Annotated in this window: 18 protein-coding genes, 1 tRNA gene and 1 pseudogene; 19 read left to right on the forward strand and 1 reads right to left on the reverse strand. The window is 67.8% G+C overall.

What is annotated here, in order from left to right; genetic code table 11:
- Window positions 1-40 precede the first annotated feature (40 nt).
- The 17 genes and pseudogenes from ACQ260_RS09530 to pyk all read left to right on the forward strand — a co-directional run bounded on the left by ACQ260_RS09530 (window position 41) and on the right by pyk (window position 18,112).
- Window positions 41-1,588 carry a UDP-N-acetylmuramoyl-L-alanyl-D-glutamate--2,6-diaminopimelate ligase gene (locus tag ACQ260_RS09530; protein WP_502219707.1) on the forward strand — a complete coding sequence of 516 codons (1,548 nt, stop codon included), beginning with the start codon at window positions 41-43 and terminating at the stop codon, window positions 1,586-1,588.
- Window positions 1,589-1,601: 13 nt separating this feature from the next.
- Window positions 1,602-3,071 carry a UDP-N-acetylmuramoyl-tripeptide--D-alanyl-D-alanine ligase gene (locus ACQ260_RS09535; RefSeq protein ID WP_432559192.1) on the forward strand — a complete coding sequence of 490 codons (1,470 nt, stop codon included), beginning with the start codon at window positions 1,602-1,604 and terminating at the stop codon, window positions 3,069-3,071.
- Window positions 3,068-4,138: a phospho-N-acetylmuramoyl-pentapeptide-transferase gene (gene mraY / locus ACQ260_RS09540; RefSeq protein ID WP_432559193.1), complete on the forward strand. Its 1,071-nt coding sequence runs from the start codon at window positions 3,068-3,070 to the stop codon at window positions 4,136-4,138. Before ACQ260_RS09535 ends, mraY begins: the two co-directional genes overlap by 4 nt.
- A complete protein-coding gene (gene murD / locus ACQ260_RS09545) occupies window positions 4,135-5,601 on the forward strand; it encodes a UDP-N-acetylmuramoyl-L-alanine--D-glutamate ligase (RefSeq protein ID WP_432559194.1) in 1,467 nt (488 codons plus the stop codon). Before mraY ends, murD begins: the two co-directional genes overlap by 4 nt.
- A gap of 13 nt (window positions 5,602-5,614) precedes the next feature.
- Window positions 5,615-6,913: a putative lipid II flippase FtsW gene (ftsW, locus tag ACQ260_RS09550; RefSeq protein WP_432559195.1), complete on the forward strand. Its 1,299-nt coding sequence runs from the start codon at window positions 5,615-5,617 to the stop codon at window positions 6,911-6,913.
- 25 nt (window positions 6,914-6,938) lie between these two features.
- Entirely contained in the window at window positions 6,939-8,048 is a 1,110-nt protein-coding gene (gene murG, locus ACQ260_RS09555; protein WP_432559196.1) for an undecaprenyldiphospho-muramoylpentapeptide beta-N-acetylglucosaminyltransferase, read from the forward strand.
- Window positions 8,045-9,460: a UDP-N-acetylmuramate--L-alanine ligase gene (gene murC / locus ACQ260_RS09560; RefSeq protein ID WP_432559197.1), complete on the forward strand. Its 1,416-nt coding sequence runs from the start codon at window positions 8,045-8,047 to the stop codon at window positions 9,458-9,460. Before murG ends, murC begins: the two co-directional genes overlap by 4 nt.
- Window positions 9,457-10,170: a cell division protein FtsQ/DivIB gene (locus tag ACQ260_RS09565; protein ID WP_432559198.1), complete on the forward strand. Its 714-nt coding sequence runs from the start codon at window positions 9,457-9,459 to the stop codon at window positions 10,168-10,170. Before murC ends, ACQ260_RS09565 begins: the two co-directional genes overlap by 4 nt.
- Before the next feature lie 194 nt (window positions 10,171-10,364).
- The gene (ftsZ, locus tag ACQ260_RS09570; protein WP_432559199.1) at window positions 10,365-11,633 is read left to right on the forward strand and encodes a cell division protein FtsZ; all 1,269 of its coding nucleotides are present in this window, start codon (window positions 10,365-10,367) and stop codon (window positions 11,631-11,633) included.
- 3 nt (window positions 11,634-11,636) lie between these two features.
- Complete coding sequence (pgeF, locus tag ACQ260_RS09575; protein ID WP_432559200.1) at window positions 11,637-12,407, forward strand: peptidoglycan editing factor PgeF; 771 nt, start codon at window positions 11,637-11,639, stop codon at window positions 12,405-12,407.
- A 386-nt stretch (window positions 12,408-12,793) separates the two neighbouring features.
- Window positions 12,794-13,084 (forward strand): annotated as a pseudogene (locus tag ACQ260_RS09580) (cell division protein SepF); the annotation flags it as partial.
- Between the two features lie 33 nt (window positions 13,085-13,117).
- Entirely contained in the window at window positions 13,118-13,411 is a 294-nt protein-coding gene (locus tag ACQ260_RS09585; protein WP_432559201.1) for a YggT family protein, read from the forward strand.
- Window positions 13,412-13,547: 136 nt separating this feature from the next.
- Window positions 13,548-14,459, forward strand: coding sequence for a DivIVA domain-containing protein (locus tag ACQ260_RS09590; protein ID WP_432559202.1), 912 nt, complete (start codon window positions 13,548-13,550; stop codon window positions 14,457-14,459).
- Between the two features lie 123 nt (window positions 14,460-14,582).
- The gene (locus tag ACQ260_RS09595; RefSeq protein ID WP_432559203.1) at window positions 14,583-15,044 is read left to right on the forward strand and encodes a TraR/DksA family transcriptional regulator; all 462 of its coding nucleotides are present in this window, start codon (window positions 14,583-14,585) and stop codon (window positions 15,042-15,044) included.
- The gene (gene lspA, locus ACQ260_RS09600; protein WP_432559204.1) at window positions 15,041-15,607 is read left to right on the forward strand and encodes a signal peptidase II; all 567 of its coding nucleotides are present in this window, start codon (window positions 15,041-15,043) and stop codon (window positions 15,605-15,607) included. The genes ACQ260_RS09595 and lspA overlap by 4 nt, the downstream gene beginning before the upstream one ends.
- Window positions 15,600-16,529 (forward strand): RluA family pseudouridine synthase, encoded by a 930-nt coding sequence (locus tag ACQ260_RS09605; protein WP_432559205.1) that lies wholly within the window; start codon window positions 15,600-15,602, stop codon window positions 16,527-16,529. Before lspA ends, ACQ260_RS09605 begins: the two co-directional genes overlap by 8 nt.
- A gap of 125 nt (window positions 16,530-16,654) precedes the next feature.
- The gene (gene pyk, locus ACQ260_RS09610; RefSeq protein WP_432559206.1) at window positions 16,655-18,112 is read left to right on the forward strand and encodes a pyruvate kinase; all 1,458 of its coding nucleotides are present in this window, start codon (window positions 16,655-16,657) and stop codon (window positions 18,110-18,112) included.
- Window positions 18,113-18,181: 69 nt separating this feature from the next.
- On the opposite strand, the gene ACQ260_RS09615 is transcribed toward pyk, so the two are convergent.
- Window positions 18,182-18,266, reverse strand: a tRNA-Leu gene (locus ACQ260_RS09615).
- Window positions 18,267-18,396: 130 nt separating this feature from the next.
- Between ACQ260_RS09615 and ACQ260_RS09620 the strand changes: the two genes are divergently transcribed.
- The gene (locus tag ACQ260_RS09620; RefSeq protein ID WP_432559288.1) at window positions 18,397-19,023 is read left to right on the forward strand and encodes an ANTAR domain-containing response regulator; all 627 of its coding nucleotides are present in this window, start codon (window positions 18,397-18,399) and stop codon (window positions 19,021-19,023) included.
- A 159-nt stretch (window positions 19,024-19,182) separates the two neighbouring features.
- Window positions 19,183-20,421, forward strand: coding sequence for a branched-chain amino acid ABC transporter substrate-binding protein (locus ACQ260_RS09625; RefSeq protein WP_432559207.1), 1,239 nt, complete (start codon window positions 19,183-19,185; stop codon window positions 20,419-20,421).
- Window positions 20,422-20,480 lie beyond the last annotated feature (59 nt).

Below are 20,480 nucleotides of genomic sequence, written 5' to 3' on the forward strand. Positions count from 1 at the left end.
TTCGGCAGCCCCAATCCGCAGTGCTGCCGGGGTGACTGATGTGGCATTCGATAGCGTCGTCGACGTGACCGATCAGCACAACGACCGTCGCCACCGGGCGCCGCAGCCCTTCTCGGCCGTTCTCGGGCCGTGGGCCAACGTGCTGTCCGGCGGCGACAGCGACGTGCTGGGGATCAGTCTCGACTCACGGTTGGTGGAGCAGGGCGATCTCTATGTCGCGCTGCCCGGCGCCCGCGCACACGGGGCGACCTTCGCCGACCGAGCGGTCGCGGCCGGCGCGACCGCTGTGCTGACGGACGCCGAGGGCAGCACGCTTCTGCCGGCCGATCTGGGTGTGCCGGTCGCGGTGGCCGACGACGTGCGAGGGGCGATGGCACGGGTCGCCGAGCGCTTGTTCGAGGCGCCCGCGACGCAACTCCAGATGTTCGCCGTCACCGGGACCAACGGCAAGACCACGACGATCTATCTGCTCGCCGCGGCGCTGCGGGGGCTGGGCCTGCACGTCGGCACGATCGGCACCCTCGGGTTCCAACTCGACGGGCAGATGCTGCCCGTGGCCCGGACGACCGTGACCACGCCGGAATCTGTGGACCTGCATGCGCTGCTGGCCCGCATGCGGGACGGGGGCGCTGACGCCGTCGCGATGGAGGTGTCATCACACGCGATGGCACTGAGGCGGACCGAACCCGTGCGGTTCGACGTGTCCGGTTTCACCAATCTGAGCCCCGAGCACCTCGACTTCCATGCCGACATGGACGACTATTTCGAAGCAAAAGCCCTGCTCTTCGAGCCCGACCGCACCCGGGCGGCGGTCGTGTTCGTCGATGATCCCGCCGGCGCCCGCTTGGCGCAGCGTCTCCGGAACACCGACGTCAGGCTGAGGACGCTGGCGTGGGAAGCCGAGGCGGACTATCGGATCAGCGATGTCGCCGGCACTCGGATCCGCGTGCGGACACCGGCCGGACCATTGGAATTCGATCTCGGTCTGCCGGGCGATTTCAACGTCAGCAACGCGGTGCTCGCTCTCGCGATGATCGAACTCGCCGGCTTGGACGTGCAGCGCGCAGCGGCGGCACTGGGCGATGTGACGGTGCCCGGGCGCATGCAGCCGGTCGAACTGCCCGCCGGCGCGCCCGCCGTCTTCGTGGACTTTGCACACACCCCGGAGGCCGTGCGATCCGCGCTGGGCACCTTCGCGCGGGACCGGGCCCAGGGTCGACGCGTGATCGCCGTCCTCGGCTGTGGGGGCGACCGCGACCGCGTGAAGCGGGCACCCATGGGTCGGGTGGCGGTCGAGAACGCAGACCTCCTCGTGGTGACCGACGACAATCCGCGCGGTGAGGACCCGGCGGCCATCCGCGCCAGCATCGTGGCGGGCGCGAAGTCGGTCGAGGCCGCGGCCGACCGCGTCGTCGACGGTGGCGAGCGCCGGTCCGCGATTGGGTTCGCGCTGCGCACAGCACGGGCGGATGACGTGGTCGTGGTGCTCGGCAAAGGTCACGAACAGGGCCAGGAGATTGCTGGCAGGATCCATCCCTTCGACGACAGCACTGTGGTCGGCGAGGAATGGCGCAAGGTGGGGCAGTGAAGGGGGCACGGGCATGGACCGGCTGACGCTGGGGCAGATAGCCGAGGTGGTCGGGGGCCAGTTGGCCGACCCGGACGCAGGCGTTGGAGCCGTTGGGCCCGATGTCGTCATCGACTCACGAAAGGTGACGCCGGGCGCGCTCTTCGTCGCCTTTGCCGGTGACCACGTCGACGGACACGATTTCATCGGCAAGGCGCACGAGCTCGGCGCGGGGGGTGCGCTGTGCCAGCGCGTCCCGACAGACCTGCCCGCGGCCGCGGCCGCCCGCTGCGTGGTCGTCGAGGACCCGACCATTGCGCTGGGCCGCCTCGCCCGCCGGATCATCGACGATCACCCCGACGTCGCGGTCATCGGCGTGACGGGCTCCCAGGGCAAGACCTCGACCAAGGATCTGCTCGCCCAGGTGCTCGGCCAGGCAGGACCCACCGTCGCCCCCGAGGGCTCGTTCAACAACGAGATCGGCGTCCCCCTGACCGCCACCCGCGTGGATGCCGGCACCCGTCACCTCGTGAGCGAGATGGGCGCCCGCGGCCGCCACCACATTGAATATCTGTGTTCCCTGACGCCGCCCCGCATCGGCATCGTGCTCAACGTCGGGCAGGCCCATGTCGGTGAGTTCGGCAGTCGGGAGGCCATCGCCGCAGCCAAGGGCGAACTGGTCGAGCAGCTCCCCTCCGACGGCTGGGCCGTCCTCAACGGCACCGATCGGCGGGTGGTCGAGATGGCCGCGCGAACCCGGGCTCGCGTAGCCCTCTTCAGCGGCGCCGGCCGACCGGACACGCCGGCGGACCTTCTGGTGTGGGCCGACGACGTCAGCGCTGATGATCTCGACCGCCACAGCTTCACCCTGCAGTTGGAGCACTTGGACGGGGCGACCGACCGGGCGCCTGTCACGCTGCGGCTGGTCGGACGCCACCACGTCGCCAACGCGGCCGCCGCCGCGGCCGCGGCCGTGTGCATCGGCGTGCCGTTGGCCACCGTGGCCGACTCCTTGTCCGCAGCAACCCCGCTGTCGCGCTGGCGCATGGAAGTGTCGGAGCGTCCGGACGGTGTGGTCGTCGTCAATGATGCCTACAACGCGAACCCCGACTCCATGCTCGCCGCCTGCGACACGCTCGCCCGCATGACCCGGCGACGACGGACAGCGCGACCGCAAGTGCGGAGCTGGGCGATACTGGGACAGATGTTCGAGTTGGGTGAGGCGTCCGCCGAGGAACACGAGGCGATCGGGCGGGCCGTGGGCTCGCTCCAGATCGACCACCTCATTTCTATGGGCGCCGACGCACGCCGGATGGTCGAGGCCGCCCGCGCCGCCGGGTGCGAGAATGCGACGGTGGCGGCTGACATCGCTGCAGCGGTGGAATTGGTCCGACCCGCCCCGGGAGACATCGTCTTGGTCAAGGCGTCTCGTGCCATGGGCCTGGAGAAAGTGGCCGAAGCTCTGGTGGCGCAGGGCAGCGAGGCAAGTGGAGAGGTGCAGTGAAGACGATCCTTTTTGCGGCCGCCGCCGCGATGGTCTTCACCCTGTTGGGGACTCGGGTCGCCATCGGGATCCTGGTGAAGCAGGGCTACGGCCAATTCATCAGGGACGACGGACCGACCGGCCATCACACCAAACGCGGGACGCCCACCATGGGCGGCATCGTCATCATGATCTCGGTCGTGGCGGCCTATTTCCTCGCGCATCTGTTCACGTGGCGGCCGCCGACGGCCTCCAGCGTCCTGGCCCTCTTCCTGTTCCTCGGCGCGGGCCTGATCGGTTTCCTCGACGACTGGACGAAGATCTCGAAGCAGCGCTCGCTGGGGCTGGACTCCAAGGGCAAGATGATCGGCCTCTCCGTCGTGGCCATCATCTTCGGTGTCCTGTCCTTCCAGTTCGCGAACCATCGCGACGTGACGCCTGCGTCGTCGGCGATCTCGTTCCTGCGCGACATCCCATGGCTCGTGCTGCCGATCCCGCTGGCGATCCTCTGGATCGTCCTGCTGGTCGCCGGCACGACGAACGCGGTCAACCTGACCGATGGCCTCGACGGCCTCGCGACCGGGGCGGCGACAATGGTGTTCGGCGCCTACGTGTTGATCAACATCTGGCAATACAACCAGTCCTGCGCCGCGCTCTCCAGCGCCGGTCCCCGTTGCTATGAGGTGCGGGACCCCCACGACCTCGCGGTGGTCGCCGCGGCGATGTGCGCGGCCTGTTTCGCTTTCCTGTGGTGGAACACCAAACCGGCCAAGATCTTCATGGGCGACTCCGGCTCGCTCTCGCTCGGCGGCGGGCTCGCCGCGCTCGCGATCTTCACACGCACCGAGCTGCTGCTCGTCATCCTCGGCGGCCTGTTCGTCATCATCACCATGTCGGTGATCCTCCAGGTCGGCTATTTCAAGGCGACCAAGGGCAAGCGCCTGTTCAAGATGGCTCCCCTGCAACACCACTTCGAGTTGATGGGCTGGGGCGAGTCGACGATCGTGGTGCGGTTCTGGATCGTGTGCGGCATCTGCGTGAGCCTTGGGCTCGGCATCTTCTATGCGGAGTGGGTGGCTGGTCTGTGAGCGAGCTCTTCGGCCCAGGACCCGACCTGAACACCGAACCGGTCCGTGGCCGACACGTCCTGGTGGCCGGTCTCGGCCGGTCCGGGATGGCGGCAGCCGATGGCCTGATGACGGCCGGTGCCCGCGTCACGGTGATCGAAGACCGGGACAACGACACCAGCCGCGACTCGGCCAATCTGCTGCGCACGCTCGGTGCCGAGGTCGTGCTCGGCCCGGGGTCGACCGACCATCTCCCCGCGGACGTCGACCTCGTGGTCACCTCACCCGGTCTCCGGCCCGCCGTGGGCGTGTTGGCGGAGGCGAGCAGAGCCGGCGTACCCATCTGGTCCGAGATCGAACTCGCCTGGCAGCTCTCGGCCGCCCACCTGCCGGCCGCGGAACGCACACCCTGGCTCGCCGTCACCGGCACCAACGGCAAGACAACGACGGTCCAGATGCTGGCGGCCATCCTGGCCGCGGACGGCAAGTCGGTCGCCCTCGTCGGCAACGTCGGACGGCCCGTAATGGAGGCCGTGCTCGACACGGACACGCGCTATGACGTGTTCGTGGTCGAGCTGTCCAGCTTCCAATTGCATTTCTCGCACTCACTGCAACTCCACTCCGCCGCCGTGCTCAACCTCGAGCCCGATCACCTGGAATGGCATGCGGACCTCGAGGAGTACGCGGCCGACAAGGCCCGCATCTATGAGCGCGTCACCCACTCGTGCGTCTACAACGTTGAGGATCCGGCGACCGAGCGCATGGTCGAGGAGGCCGATGTCACCGAGGGGGCCCGCGCGATCGGTTTCACTCTCGGCATGCCCGGCATGTCCATGCTCGGCGTCGTCGACGACCTCCTCGTGGATCGGGCCTTCGTCGAGCAGCGTCGGACCTCGGCGCTGGAGCTGGCGCAGGTGTCGGATGTGCAGCCGTACGCCCCCCACAACGTTGCGAACGCACTCGCAGCGGCAGCCCTGGCGCGCAGTCTCGGCGTACGCGCGACAGCGGTGCGCGACGGTCTCCGGGCCCTGAAACTGGGCGGCCACCGCATCGAGACCGTCGCGGAGGTTGCCGGGGTCACCTGGGTCGACGACTCCAAGGCGACCAATCCCGCGGCGGCTGCCTCCAGCATGCAGGCCTTCGAGTCGATCGTCTGGATCGCCGGTGGCCAGGCGAAGGGCACCTCGTTCGACGAACTCGTGCCGGCGATGGCGGAGCGACTCCGCGGCGCCGTCCTGCTCGGTGTCGACCGGGAGGTCATTCGGGCAGCACTTGCGCAACACGCGCCCGAGGTCCCGGTCATCGTGGTCGATTCGGCTGAGACTGGAGCCATGGCCGAGGTGGTCGAGGCGGCAGCCTCGATGGCCCAGCCGGGTGACACCGTCCTGTTGGCGCCGGGTTGTGCGAGCCTCGACATGTTCAGCTCATACGGCGCACGTGGTGACGCATTCGCCGAAGAGGTCCGCAAGCGCACTGCGCAATAGGAGGGAGGCACGGGTGGCGATCCTTTCTTCCCCGGGTTCGTCGTCCGCACCGGACAAGGACAAGGAGCAGTCGGAGCCGACCAGCATCCTGCGGTCGCTCTCACAGAGCACCAGCAGCCGTTTCCAGCAGGTGCTGAGCGCCCCGTTGGCGAACTTCTATCTGGTGCTCGTCTCGTCAGGTCTGCTCATCGCGCTCGGTGTGATGATGGTGCTGTCGGCGTCGAGTGTGTACGCGTACATGAACTTCGATGGAGACTCCTACTTCTTCGTGAAGCGCCAGGCGGCCTTTGCGGTCGTCGGCCTCATCTCGGCGATCGTGCTCTCGCGTCTCGATTTCGTGAAGCTCCGGTTGCTGGCGTGGCCCGCGATGATCGGCTCGGTCGTGCTGCTGATCCTGACGTACACCCCCCTCGGCGTGAGCGTGAACGGCAACCAGAACTGGGTCGAGTTCGGTTTCGCTGCCTTGCGCATCCAGCCGTCGGAGTACGCCAAGCTGGCGATCATCGTCTTCGCCGCCCACGTGCTGACCATGAACGAGAAACGACTGGATCGCCCCCGCTATCTGTTGAGCCCGCTGCTGCCCGGGGTGGGACTGATCATTCTGCTCGTCGTGTTCCAGGGGGACATGGGCACGGCCGTCATCCTGATCGGCATCCTCGCGGGCATCCTCTGGGTGATCGGCACACCGCTGCGGATTCTCCTCGGCATGGGTGTCCTCGGCGTCGTGAGCGTCGCGGCACTGACCGTGACCAGCCCGAACCGGATGCGTCGGCTCATGGCGTTCCTCAACCCCGGCCAGGACACCGAGGGCGCGAACATGCAGGCCACCGTCGGCGTGTTTGCGTTGGCGACCGGCGGCTGGTGGGGAGTTCAACTCGGCGCGTCGCGGCAGAAGTGGGGGAGCCTGCCCGAGGCCCACACCGACTTCATCTTTGCCGTGATCGGCGAGGAACTCGGTCTGATCGGGACACTCGGCGTCCTCGTCCTGTTCCTGGCGTTCGGCATCGCCGGACTGCGCATCGCCATCCGCTCCGACACGGTCTTCGGCCGCGTCGTCGCCAGCGGAATCACCACGTGGTTCATGTTCCAGGCCATGGTGAACCTGGGCGTGGTGCTGCGGTTGCTTCCGGTGATGGGTGTCCCGCTACCGTTGGTGTCCTATGGCGGCAACGCGCTGTTGGCCAACATGATGGCCATTGGTGTGCTGTTGGCCTGTGCACGCCAGGAACCCGAGGCCCGGGCCGCCCTGGCGGGGAAGCGACGCAAACGGCAACCGCGGATGACGACCGTGGTCGGCACCCGCAGGGGCTGACCGGCCCACCGAGACGGAGACACGAATGGTGAATATTGTCCTGGCCGGCGGTGGCACAGCCGGTCACACGTCCCCTCTGATCGCGACCGCGGACGCGATTCGCGAGCGCGTGCCCGACGCGAACCTGGTGGTGATCGGCACGGCCAAGGGACTGGAGACCCGTGTCATCCCCGCCGCGGGGCTGCGTTTGGAGCTCATCCCGCCCGTGCCGCTGCCGCGGAAGCTCTCACCTGAGCTGGCCAAGGTCCCGTTCCGCGTGGTCGGGGCGGTCCGAGCGGCCAAGCAGGTCCTGACGGATGCCCGCGCAGACGTTCTGGTGGGCTTCGGCGGCTATGTGTCGCTGCCTGCCTATCTGGCCGCGCGCCAGCTCAAGATCCCGGTCGTGGTCCATGAACAGAACTCGGTGCCCGGACTGGCCAACAAGGTTGCCGGCAAATTCGCGGCCGAGGTATGCACCGCTTTCCCCGACACCGAGCTGCCGCGCAGTGAGTTCATTGGGCTCCCGCTCCGACCCGCGATCGCGGGCCTGGACCGGGCCGCGGAGCACGACCGTGCGTGCCGGGTGTTCGAGCTCAACCCGACCATGCCGGTTCTGTTGGTCTCCGGTGGCTCCCAGGGGGCGCGCTCCATCAACAACGCGGTCGTCGACGCCTTCCCGAAACTGTTGGCCGAGGGCATCCAGGTCCTGCACGTGCTGGGGCAGAAGAACTTCACCAACGAGACCGTTGAGGTCACCGATGCGGAGACCGGGGCCGTCTATCGTCCCGTCGCCTATGTGGATGCGATGGAGGATGCGTACGCCGCAGCCGACCTGATGCTCGGCCGCTCCGGGGCCGGCACCGTGGTGGAGACGGCTGTCGTCGGCCTGCCCAGCGTGCTGGTGCCCCTTCCGCACGGCAACGGTGAACAGGCGCGCAACGCGGAATCGCTGGTGCAGGCCGGGGGTGCCCGTCTGCTCGCGGATTCCGCCTGCACCGGTGCCTGGCTGACCGCCGAGATCCCGCGGATGATCAACGACAAGGACAAACTGGCGGCGATGTCGCAGGCCGGACGTGAGCTCATGCCCAACGACGCCGCGGGCGTTCTGGCGGACCGAGTGCTGGCGCTCGCCGGAGGTGGCGGGCACACACGATGAGCAGCATTTTCGGAGCGCTGATCGAGCCCGTCGAGCTCATCCGGCCGAGTGAGTTGGGCCCCGTGCACTTCATCGCGATCGGTGGTGCCGGGATGAGTGGAGTCGCGGCGTTGTACGCCGAACTCGGCATCGAGGTGTCCGGGTCCGACCAAGCGGACTCCCCGGTCCTCGCGGATCTGGCCGCCCGGGGGATCAGGGTCCACGTCGGGCACGCGGCCGAGCAGCTCGGCAGGGCCGGAACCATCGTGGTGTCCTCCGCCATCCGCGCGGACAACCCTGAGCTCGTCGAGGCCCGGGCCCGTGGCTTGCGCGTGTGGCATCGCAGTGCCGCCCTCGGGGCGTTGATGCTGGGCCGGCCCGGTGTCTCCGTGACCGGCACCCACGGCAAGACCACGACGTCCGGAATGTTGGCCCACCTGCTGACCGAATGCGGCGCCGACCCGGGATATGTCATCGGTGCTGCGCTGGCCACGAGCGGCACCTCGTTCCGCCTCGGCAGCGGGCCGTTCGTGGTCGAGGCCGATGAGTCCGACGGGTCGTTCCGCCAATATCCGGCGGACATCGCCGTGATCACCAATGTCGAGGCGGACCACTTGGACAACTGGGGCACCCCGGCGGCCTATCTGGACGGTTTCCGGGCTTTTGCCGCCGAGGCCCGCCATGTGGTCGCGCACCTGGACGACCCCGGGGTTCGGGCGGTGCTGGGCGACCGGTCCGCCGAGGACGCCGGTTGGATCACCTTCGGTGAAGAAGAAGGTGCCCGCGTCCGAATCGACGGGATCGAACAGGTCGGGTTCCGTGCACGGGCTCGCCTGGGTGGGGAGCCACTCGAGTTGGCCGTCCCCGGCCGGTTCAACGTCGGCAACGCGGCGGCGGCTGTTCTGGCGGCGCACGCCTTGGGGGTCGATCTCCAGTCGGCGCTGGCTGCGATCAAGACCTTCCGTGGCACGGCGCGGCGCTTCACGCCGGTCGGCACGGTCGACGAGGTCGATGTGGTCGACGACTACGCACACCATCCGACGGAGGTTGCGGCCACTCTCGAGGCAGCACGCGATGGCGTCGAGGGCAGGGGTGGGCGCGTCATCGCCTGCTTCCAGCCGCACCTGTTCAGCCGCACGAGAGATTTCGCCGATGAGTTCGGCGCCGCGTTGGCGCTGGCGGACGAGGTCGTGCTCATGGACATTTATCCGGCGCGGGAGGATCCGATCCCGGGTGTCACCAGCGACCTGTTGGTGACCAGCTGTGCTGCCCACGGACGGACGGCGCACTTGGTGTCGGATCGCACGGCGGTGCCGAGGGCCGTGGCGGACCTGGCGCAGCCCGGGGATGTCGTGCTCACCCTGGGTGCCGGCGACGTCACGCGGGTCGGTCCGCAGATCGTCGAGGAGCTCCGCGCCCGGAGCAGGCGGTGAAACTGCAGGATTTGCGGGGGCGGATCGCGTCCCGTTCGCCTGAGGTGACGCGGCGACGGAGATTGCTGCTGCTCATCGCGCTCCCGCTTGTCGTGGTCGTGACCGGGGTGCTGGTGTGGCTGTTCGCCTTCTCCTCGGTCTTCGTCCTTCGGGACGTGACGGTGGAGGGCACCGCGGTGTTGACCCCGGAAGAGGTGTTGGACCGAGCGGAGGCGCCGGTCGGCCTGCCGCTGGCTCGGGTCGACGAGCGAGCGGTGGGGGAGCGCGTTGCCCAACTGCCGGCCGTCCGGGAGGTGAACGTGCGTCGGAACTGGCCGAACACATTGGACATCCGGGTGACCGAGCGCGCCCCCGTGTTTGCGGTCGGCAGCGGTGACTCGGTGTTGCTCGTGGATGAGGCAGGGGCGGTGTTTCCCGGGCCGCACACCGCGGACGTTCCCGAGGGCGACGGGCCGATCGAGGACCCGCGCCTGTTGTCCGAAGTAGCCACAGTCGTGCAGGCATTGCCGCCGGACCTGCGGGCTCGAGCGGAGCGGGTGAGCTTCTCCTCCCACGACTCGATCAGCGTGCACCTGAGTGAGGAGATCGAGGTATTTTTCGGCTCCGCGGAGCAGGCCGAACTCAAGGGAGAGGTCGCTCTGGCGCTGATCCGGGGGACCCAGGCGAAGCACATCGACGTCAGTGCGCCGACTCGCCCGAGCACCCGTTGAACGGCCGGAAAACGTCCCGAGCCTGAGGGTGAAGTAGAGCTTGAGGTCAACACGCGCCCTCGTCGTCCATTTGTTGCTCGGGGGATGAGCTGTCTCATAGCCTGAGGGCTGCCGGTCGGACCGTGACTTCCCTTCACAGCGGAACAGACTCGGCGTGCAGCTGTCCGCAAGCAGGAGAAAGAGACGGAGCCTCCGTGGTCAATCCTTCCCAGAACTACCTCGCCGTCATCAAGGTCGTGGGGGTCGGCGGAGGTGGTGTCAACGCCGTCAACCGCATGATCGAGTCCGGTCTGCGCGGCGTGGAGTTCATCGCCGTCAACACTGACGCCCAGGCTTTGCTCATGAGCGACGCGGACGTGAAGCTCGACATCGGGCGTGAGCTCACCCGGGGGCTCGGCGCAGGCGCCGACCCGGAGAAGGGCCGCCAAGCCGCGGAGGACAACTCCGAAGACATCGAGGACGCGCTGAAGGGCGCCGACATGGTGTTCGTCACCGCTGGTGAGGGCGGCGGCACGGGCACCGGTGGCGCGCCTGTCGTCGCCCGGATCGCCCGCTCGCTGGGCGCACTGACGATCGGTGTCGTCACCCGCCCGTTCGGGTTCGAGGGCCGCCGCCGCGCCACCCAGGCGGAGACCGGCATCTCCGCCCTGCGGGAAGAGGTCGACACCCTCATCGTGATCCCCAACGACAAGCTGCTGCAGATGACCGACCACCAGGTCGCGATCCTGGACGCCTTCAAGCAGGCCGACCAGGTGCTCATGCAGGGTGTGTCCGGCATCACGGACCTGATCACGACCCCCGGCCTGATCAACCTGGACTTCGCGGACGTCAAGTCGATCATGTCGAACGCCGGTTCGGCGCTCATGGGCATCGGATCGGCGCGCGGTGAGGACCGCGCCCGCGCGGCCGCCGAGATGGCCGTCTCCTCGCCGCTGCTGGAATCCTCGATCGATGGCGCCCAGGGCGTGCTGCTTGCGATCGCGGGCGGATCCGACATGGGTCTGTTCGAGGTTTCCGCCGCCGCCAACCTGATCCAGGAAGCTGCGCACGACGACGCGAACATCATCTTCGGCACCGTCATCGACGACGCTCTTGGCGATGAGGTGCGCGTCACCGTCATCGCGGCGGGGTTCGCCGGCGGCGAACCCCCGCGCAAGAACGATCCGCGCAGCGCACGCCAGGCCGCCGATCCGCGGCAGGCCGCCTCGCTGTCGCCGTTCGCGACCAATCGTCCGGCGCAACAGCCGCGGGCCAACGAGCCGACCACCCGTCCCGAGACCCGTCGACCGGTGGAGCAGGAGCGACCTGAGCCGGCGCGCTCGGAGTTCCGGCCGACCCCGGCGCGTCCGGAGCCGGTGCGCCCCGAGCCTGTCCGACCGGAACCGGTGCGACAGGACCCGCCGAGCCGTCCGGCGCCGCCGCCTGCTGATGATGACCTGGACATCCCGGACTTCCTGAAATAGGCAGTGTTCTTTTTCCATCGGCCGCCCGACTCCGGAGACGGGGTCGGGCTTGCCTTTACCGACCGCGCCGGAGGCGTTTCGGAGGGCGCCTTCGGACCGCTGAACCTCGGCCGCACCGACGTTGACGACTTGGCTCATGTCCGGGAGAACTTCGCCCGCGTCGGCGCCGCGCTCGGCGTCGAGCGCTTCGTGACGCTGGCGCAGGTGCATGGCCCGGACGTCGTGGTGCTGGACGCCGAAACCATCGCAGCCTGGGGTCCCGAGCAGCATCTCGGATCGGAGGCGACGGGCGTGCCGCTGCGACGGGCCGACGCCCTGGTCACGGATCAACCTGGGACCGCCCTGTGCATCCGGGTCGCCGATTGTCTGCCGGTGCTGTTCGCGGACCCTGCTCGTGGGGTGATCGGTGCCGCCCATGCCGGACGCGTCGGCTTGGCGGCCGGCGTGCTCACCCGCACGGTCGAGGCGCTCCGTGATCTGGGTGCGCGCGACATCGAGGCCTGGCTCGGCCCGCACATCTGTGGCGACTGCTATGAAGTGCCGGCTGAGATGCGTGAGGAGGTCGCCGCGCAGCTCCCGGGAGCGTACGCCGAAACCTCCTGGGGGACGCCGGCCCTGGACCTCGGCGCCGCTGCCGAACGACAGCTGCGCGACCTCGACTGCACGGTCGAGCGCCGAGACCGCTGCACCCGCACGAGCCTCGACCTGCACAGTCACCGCAGGGACGGGGCCACCGCCGGACGGCTCGGTGCCCTGATCTGGCGCACCGCCTGAGACTTTCGTCGCCACCCGCACACCGTCACGCGGGCGTGTCGAAATCCGGTCGCTTCGGTGCGGACGAGTACTGTTGCTCGCGAAACGCGTCGGCCAGGAGCCGGCGCAACCTGTTCGGCGACGATTCCTCGCCGCGGGTGGGACAGTCGGGTGGAGGAACCATGATGGCCGGGAAACTGCGGAGCGCCGCGGAGTGGTTCGGATTGACCACGTCCGCCGATCGCTATGAGAACTCCTACGACTACGAGTCGGACGTGGAGTTGACGGAAAACGTCGACCATGAGCCGGAGACCGAGGATTCCGCCAGCGTGCACGAGTTGGAGCCGCGACGCACCGGACGAACGGTCGAGCCCACCCCGCGAGCGGCGACGCCCGCCGCCCCCAAGCCGAGGATTGCTGACATGTCGCGGATCATCACCGTGCACCCCCGCACCTACAACGAAGCGCGCACCATCGGTGAGCACTTCCGCGATGGTGTCCCGGTCATCATGAACCTGACCGAGATGGAAGACGCGGACGCCAAGCGTCTCGTGGATTTCGCAGCGGGCCTCATTTTTGGTCTTCGTGGCACTATTGAACGCGTCACAAGCAAGGTGTTCCTGCTCTCCCCCCAGAACGTCAATGTCACGGCGGAGGACAAGGAGCGCATCGCCGGCGGGTTCTTCAACCAGAGCTGATGTCGGCCCCCGGAGGGCTCTCGGAGGGAGACCATGCACCTCATCGGCAGCATCATCGATGTCGCACTCTGGCTCTATCTGGCAATCCTCTTTGCTCGCATGATCCTCAGTTGGGTTCCCATGTTCTCGCCGAACTGGCAGCCCCGGGGAGCGATGTTGGTCGTCGCGGAGGGGATCTACACGCTCACGGATCCGCCGCTCCGCTTCCTGCGGAAATTCATCCCGGCTGTCCGGGTCGGCAACGTGATGCTCGATCTGGGTTTCATGGTTCTGTGGCTGTTGGTCCTGGTTCTGCGCCAGGTCAATATCAGTCTGCTCCTGACCTGACGGTGCGTGCCGCACGCTTATGACTTGATGTGCGGGATGATGTTGCTGATACTCTCGTGCAGAGAGGTACCTGTGTGTCCCTGTGCTGATATTCGCGACCGGTGAAGCGGAGCTTCCCGACAACCCGAGGTGAACGATGACCCTTACCCTGGACGAAGTCCGCAAGACGAAGTTCCACATGGCGCGGCGCACTGGCTATGAGGTCTCCGAGGTCGATCTTTTCGTTGATCGCGTCGAGGCGTCCTTCGCCCAGCTCACCGAAGAGAACCAGATGCTGAAGCAGCAGGTCGAGGCTCTGAAGCAGGCCCAGACCCAGTCGCGTCAGCGCGAGGACCGGCAGGAGCCCAGCAACGCTGAGGTGCAGGCACAGCAGCAGCGGCAGCCCGAGCCGCCGCGCCCCCAGCCGCAGCAGCAGCCGCAGCAGCCGCAGCAGGTCGCTCGTGCCGCCGGTGGGACCGAGAAGCTCGTCGTCACGACCTCGGCCGAGGCCAGCCCGGCCGTCGTCCGGCTCGTCCAGATGGCCACGGAGCAGTCGGAGCAGTTGGTGAACGAGGCCAACTCGGAGGCCAAGCGCAAGATCGAGGAGGCCAACCAGAAGGCCAACCAGATCACCACCGACGCCCGCACCAAGTCCGAGCGCCTCGAATCCGAGGCCCGCACCAAGTCCGAACGTCTCGAGTCCGAAGCCCGCACCAACGCGGAGCGCATGACCAACGAGGCGCAGGGTCGCGCAAACGACCTGGATCGTCAGGTGGGTCTCCGCCGCGCCGAGCTGTTCAGCGCCCTCGAGGAGGAGCGCGACCAGTTGCAGGACGCGGTCGGCCAGTTGCGGTCGTTCGAGGCCAACTATCGCCAGTCGTTCGCGAGCCACCTGAAGCAGCAGTTGCAGTCCGTCGAGAGCATCAGCTTCGAGCCGAGCCAGAAGCCGGCGCTTGCCGATGGTCAGGGCAACACCGACGGCCGTCGGGCGCGTCAGGGCTCCGAGGGTGGACAGAGCGGCACGCCGCGGTTGGACGCACTCCTGGGCGAGAACCAGCGCAACTCCTGATCGCGCGACTCACCGAAAACCTCTTCCGAAGGGGCCCCGCTCAGCGGGGCCCCTTCGTGTACGCTTCACCGGACCACACACCAGTCCGGCCAGTCGGACCCAACCCGGCAAAAGGAGCTCTCGATGCCCACTGCCAGTGATTCCACGCCCGCCGAGCACGATCACGACGAGGTGATCGTTGGCATTACGGCGGCAGACCTGCCCTATCGGGAGGGGGAGGAGCCGTGGACGGCAGAGGAGGTCGACGAGGTCGTGGAGGAGCTCAAGGATGAGATCCGCAAGCACCACCGGGCGATCGAGCAGGCTGAGACCGAGTTGCAGAACTTGCTGCGGGACACCACGGAAGGCGCCGGCCGCGATCCCGCCGATGTGGGGTCCGCGAACTTCGAGCGGGACCAGGAGATGTCGCTCGCGGCCAACGCGCGGGACATGCTGCAGCAAAGTGAACTGGCCCTTCGGATGATCGAGCGGGGCACCTATGGGCGCTGCGAGGCTTGTGGTGAGCCCATCGGCAAGGGACGGCTCCAGGTCTATCCCCGAGCGACGATGTGCATGTCCTGCAAACAGCGTCAAGAACGGCGGTGACCGACTCCGTGCTGCCCCGACGGTCCGCGTGGACCAGATTCGCGCTCGTGGCCGTCAGCATTCTCGTTCTGGATGTCGTCACCAAGGTCGCAGCCGTCGCGTGGTTGCGCCCCGGTGAACCGGTGCCGGTCCTCGGGGACCTGTTGCGCCTCTATCTGATTCGCAATCCCGGCGCGGCCTTCTCCATCGGGGAGGGCATGACGTGGATCTTCACGTTGCTCGCCGTGGTGGTGCTCGGGTTCTTGCTCGCCGTTGTCGTTCCGGGCCTGCGGCACGGCGGGTGGTCGGTCGGGCTGGGTTTGGTGGCTGCGGGCATCACGGGCAATCTCATCGATCGGCTGTTTCGCGAGCCTGGCTTCGCGCGGGGCCATGTCGTCGATTTCTTGCAGTTGCCCTATTGGCCGATCTTCAACGTCGCCGACATGGGGGTGGTCTTCGGCGCCATCACCATCGTCTTCTTCTGGTTGGTCAAGGGCGTCGGCCATGACGGGGTGCTCGAGAAGGACCGTGAGGAAGCCCGCCGATCGTCCCGGGACGTGTCGAGGGAGGCCACCGGTGAGTGACCAGACAAGGATCCTGCTCGTGCCGGACGGACTCGAGGGGGAGCGTGCCGACGCGGGCGGCGCCCGCATGCTCGGCTTGTCCCGCAGCCGGGTGGCGGAGCTTGCGGAACAGGGGCTGGTGCGCCAGGACGGCGTGGCGCTCGCCAAGTCCGACCGGCTGCGCGGGGGCGCCCTGCTCGAGGTGGAGTTGCCCGCGGTCGAGCGAGCCGTCCAGGTGACGCCTGCCGTGGTTGCTGGCGTCGGCATCGTCCACGATGACGAGGACATCGTCGTGGTGGACAAACCGGTCGGCGTGGCCGCCCATCCGAGCCTGGGCTGGGAGGGACCGTCGGTCGTCGAACATCTCGCGGGCGCCGGATTCCGGATCTCCACGTCGGGCGCGCCCGAGCGCCAGGGCATCGTCCAGCGGCTCGACGTCGGGACGTCCGGGTTGATGGTCGTGGCCAAGAGCGAGCGGGCGTACACACTGCTCAAACGCGCCTTCCGCGACCGCACCGTCGAGAAGATCTATCACGCGGTCGTTCAGGGCCACCCCGACCCGTTCACCGGCACCATCGATGCGCCGATCGCCCGGCACCCCGGCGCCGAATGGAAGATGGCGATCGTCGACGGGGGCCGGCACTCGGTGACCCACTACGACACCATCGAAGCCATGGTCGGGACCACGTTGCTGGAGATCCAGCTCGAGACCGGACGCACCCACCAGATCCGGGTTCACATGGCTGCCATCAGGCACCCGTGTGTCGGAGACCCCACCTACGGCGGTGATCCCGTCCTCGCCGCCCGCCTCGGGCTCGAGCGGCAGTGGCTCCACGCGGTCCGGCTGGGGTTCGTGCATCCGGGCACCGGTGAGCCGGTGACGTTCACCTCCGACTATCCGGAGGATCTGCGGCACGCGCTGGAACTGCTCCGCTCCGCCTGAGTCAGTACGCCCCAGTGCCTCCGTTGGGCGGCACTGGTCCGGGGCCGGCCGCCGGCGCCCGGGGCGACAGGCCGACCGGACTGCGTGTCACCGAGGCGTCATGTGGCCCGAGTAGGGTCGTGCCCGTGCGGAGAGCCAAAATTGTGTGCACCTTGGGACCATCCACTCAGGGAGTCCAACGACTGACCGACCTCATCGAGGCCGGCATGAACGTGGCGCGCTTCAACATGAGCCACGGGGACCACGCGGAACACGAGCGCAGACTTGCCGACCTGCGCGGAGCCGCGGAACACACCGGCAGCCCGGTCGGCGTGCTGGCCGATCTGCAGGGACCGAAGATCCGCTTGGGTGTCTTCGAGGACGGACCGGTGCGGCTGCGTTTCGGCGATCGATTCGTCATCACGACGGATCCGATCCTGGGCGACGTGTCCCGCTGTTCCACGACCTATTCGGGGCTCCCGGCAGATGTCCGTCCCGGCGACCCCATCCTGCTCGACGATGGCCGGGTGCAACTGGTGGCCGAGAAGGTCACCGAGACCGAGGTGGTCACGCGGGTGACCGTCGGCGGCTCCCTGAACAACCACAAGGGGATCAACCTTCCCGGGGTGGCCGTGAACGTGCCGGCACTTACCGAGAAGGACATCGCCGACCTCCGTTGGGCGTTGCGCAACGATTTCGACATGATCGCCCTGTCCTTCGTGCGGTCGGCCGACGACGTCCGGGTCGTGCACGAGGTCATGGCGGAGGAACGCCGCCGGGTCCCGGTGATCGCGAAGATCGAGAAGCCGCAGGCGGTCGACAACATCGAGGCGATCGTCGATGCGTTCGACGCGATCATGGTCGCGCGGGGAGACCTCGGGGTCGAGTTGCCGCTCGAGGAGGTGCCGATCGCGCAGAAGCGGATCATCTCCGCCGCGCGGCTCTGGGCGAAGCCGGTCATCGTGGCGACCCAGATGCTCGAGTCGATGATCACCGCCCCCCGTCCGACCCGCGCAGAAGCCTCGGACGTCGCGAATGCGGTCCTGGACGGCGCCGACGCGGTCATGCTGTCGGGGGAGACCTCGATCGGGCAATACCCGGTGCAGGCGGTCAGCACCATGGCCCGCATCGTCGCGAAGACGGAGTCGCACGGTTTGGACCGCATCGCGCGGATCGACTGGGACCCGCGGACCACCGGCGGCGTGATCGCCAAGGCCGCGGCGGACGTGGGGGAGCGGCTCGAGGCGAGATTTCTCGTCGCCTTCACCAAATCCGGGGACACGGCGCGGCGGCTGGCCCGGTTGCGCGGACCGATTCCGATCCTGGTGTTCACCCCCGACGAGCGCACACGCAAGATCCTGACGCTCGTGTGGGGCATCACCTCGTTCAAGATCCCCCAGGTGGATACGACCGACGAGATGGTCCAACTCGTCGACCGGGCCCTGACCTCGTCCGGTCATGTGAACATCGGCGAGCGTGTCGTCATCGTGTCCGGGTCGCCGGTCGGGGTGCCGGGCAAGACCAACGCGTTGCGCGTGCACAAGATCCAGCCCCACCTGGGTGCGGCCGAGATCGCCGAGTGGCCGGTGGCCGGTCTGCAGTGACGGGCCGTGCCGTCGCGGCTCATCTGGAAAGAACTCGGGCCCCGGATCGTTGATCCGGGGCCCGTTGCGTACCGGGAAGGGGACTCGAACCCCTACAGCCCGCTAAGGCCAGACGGGTTTGAGCCGTCCGCGTCTACCATTCCGCCACCCCGGCGTGACCGGTTCATGATACCCGGTCCACACCGCGCGCGCATCTTGCCGAGTGGCTCGGTCCCGCCTGACGGCAGGGGGTTTGGCAATCAGGACAGAAGACCGACACAATTGCGAACGTGACTGACCAAACTGTGCCCGCTGCCCCCAATGACGCCGAGCAGCCCGCCGACGGCACCCGCCCCCGTGTGGTGGTGGCCGAGGACGAGGCCTTGATCAGGCTGGATCTCGTGGAACTGCTCACCGAGCAGGGTTATGACGTGGTTGGCGAAGCCGCCGACGGCGAGGCAGCTGTGACGCTGGCCCGTGACCTCGAACCGGACCTTGTCGTCATGGACGTCAAGATGCCGAAACAGGACGGGATCACCGCGGCGCAGATCATCGCCGAGGAACGGATCGCGCCCGTGGTCATGCTGACCGCCTTCAGCCAGCGTGAGCTGGTCGAGCGGGCACGCGAGGCCGGCGCGATGGCTTATGTCGTCAAGCCCTTCGATGCCTCCGACGTCGTGCCGGCGATCGAGATCGCCATCGCGCGCTATCAGGAGATCCGGGCCGTCGAGGCCGAGGTGTCGGACCTGGAAGAGCGGCTGGCCTCCCGCAAGGCCGTCGATCAGGCCAAGGGCCTCCTGCAGCAGCAGTTCGGCATGTCCGAACCGGAAGCCTTCCGCTGGATCCAGAAGTCCGCGATGGACATGCGCAAGTCCATGCGCGAAGTTGCTGAGGGCGTCATCGATCTGGCCAAGAAGAACAAGAAGAAATAGGCCGGCTGGCCCCGTTCAGGCCCGCCGAGGGAGATTGGTTGTAACGGTCTCGTATCAACCGCGTGTCTGACCTCGACGTCACCATGTCCCTGCGTCGTACTGTGTCTCAGCCCCCACCGTGGGCTCCCGCAAAGTCGCGGGTTAACAGGGAGGACTGACGTGGATCGTCGCAGGTTTATTATCGCGGGGGCATCCCTCGTTACGGCAGCTCTTGCGGTCAGCGCATGCGGAACCCGCACCGAGCCGGGCACCGGCACGGGCACTGGTGGCAGTGGCGGCGGCACCGGTGGTGGCGACAAGGTCGCCAAGATCGGTGTGATCGCCCCGATCACCGGTGACCTCTCGGCCATGGGCATCGGCATCCGCAACTCGGTCGAGCTCGCCATCCGGCAGGCCAACGAGAAGGGCGACCTGAACGGTTGGACCCTCGAAATGGCCGCCGAGGACGACCAGGCCCAGCCCGACGCCGGCCGCAACGCCGCGACGAAGCTGGCGGGCGACAGCGATGTCATCGCTGTGGTCGGCCCGCTCAACTCGTCGGTCGGCCAGGCGCTCCAGCCGGTCCTGAGCCAGGCCGGCATCGCGCTGGTCTCCCCGGCGAACACCAACCCGAGCCTCACCAAGGGCCCGGACCTCGCCAATCCCAAGCGGACCTACGACAACTACTACCGGACCTGCACGACCGACGACGTCCAGGGCCCGTTCGCCGCGAAATACCTGCTGGACAACGACATCAAGGAAGTCGCGACCATCCACGACAAGAAGGCTTATGGCCAGGGTCTGGTCACCGCCTTCACCGAATACTTCACCGCCAACGGCGGCACCATCGTGGCCGCCGAGACGATCAACCCGGAGGACAAGGACTTCTCCGCCGTGATCTCGAAGGCCAAGGAAGCCAACCCGAAGGCCGTCTACTACGGCGGTGAATATCCGGTGGCCGGCCCGATGTCGCAGCAGATGAAGGGTGCCGGGCTCAACGTGCCGCTCATGGGCGGCGACGGCATCTATGACGGCAAGTTCATCGAGCTGGCGGGACCGAACTCCAACGGTGACCTGGCGACGTCCGTGGGCGCCCCGGTCGAGGACCTGGACTCGGCGAAGGCATTCGTCGACGCCTATGAGGCGGGTGGCTTCGCGGACGGCTACTCCGCATACGGCGCCTATGCCTATGACGCCGCCAACGCGATCATCGCGGCGCTCAAGACGGCGCTCCAGGACGCGCAGGACGTGAGCTCGGCGCGCAAGACCACGATCGAGGAGATCGGCAAGGTCGACTTCGACGGCGCGACCGGCAAGGTTGCCTTCGACGAATATGGCGACTCCAAGGCCCGCGTGCTGACCGCGTACAAGGTCGAGGACGGCAAGTGGGCCGCGGCCAAGACCGAGGACTTCCAGTAATACCCCCGCACGGGCTCCTCACCGGAACTGATCCGGCGGGGAGCCCGTGTCCGTGCCGC

Source organism: Ammonicoccus luteus (genome assembly GCF_050880385.1).
GTDB lineage: Bacteria > Actinomycetota > Actinomycetes > Propionibacteriales > Propionibacteriaceae > Enemella.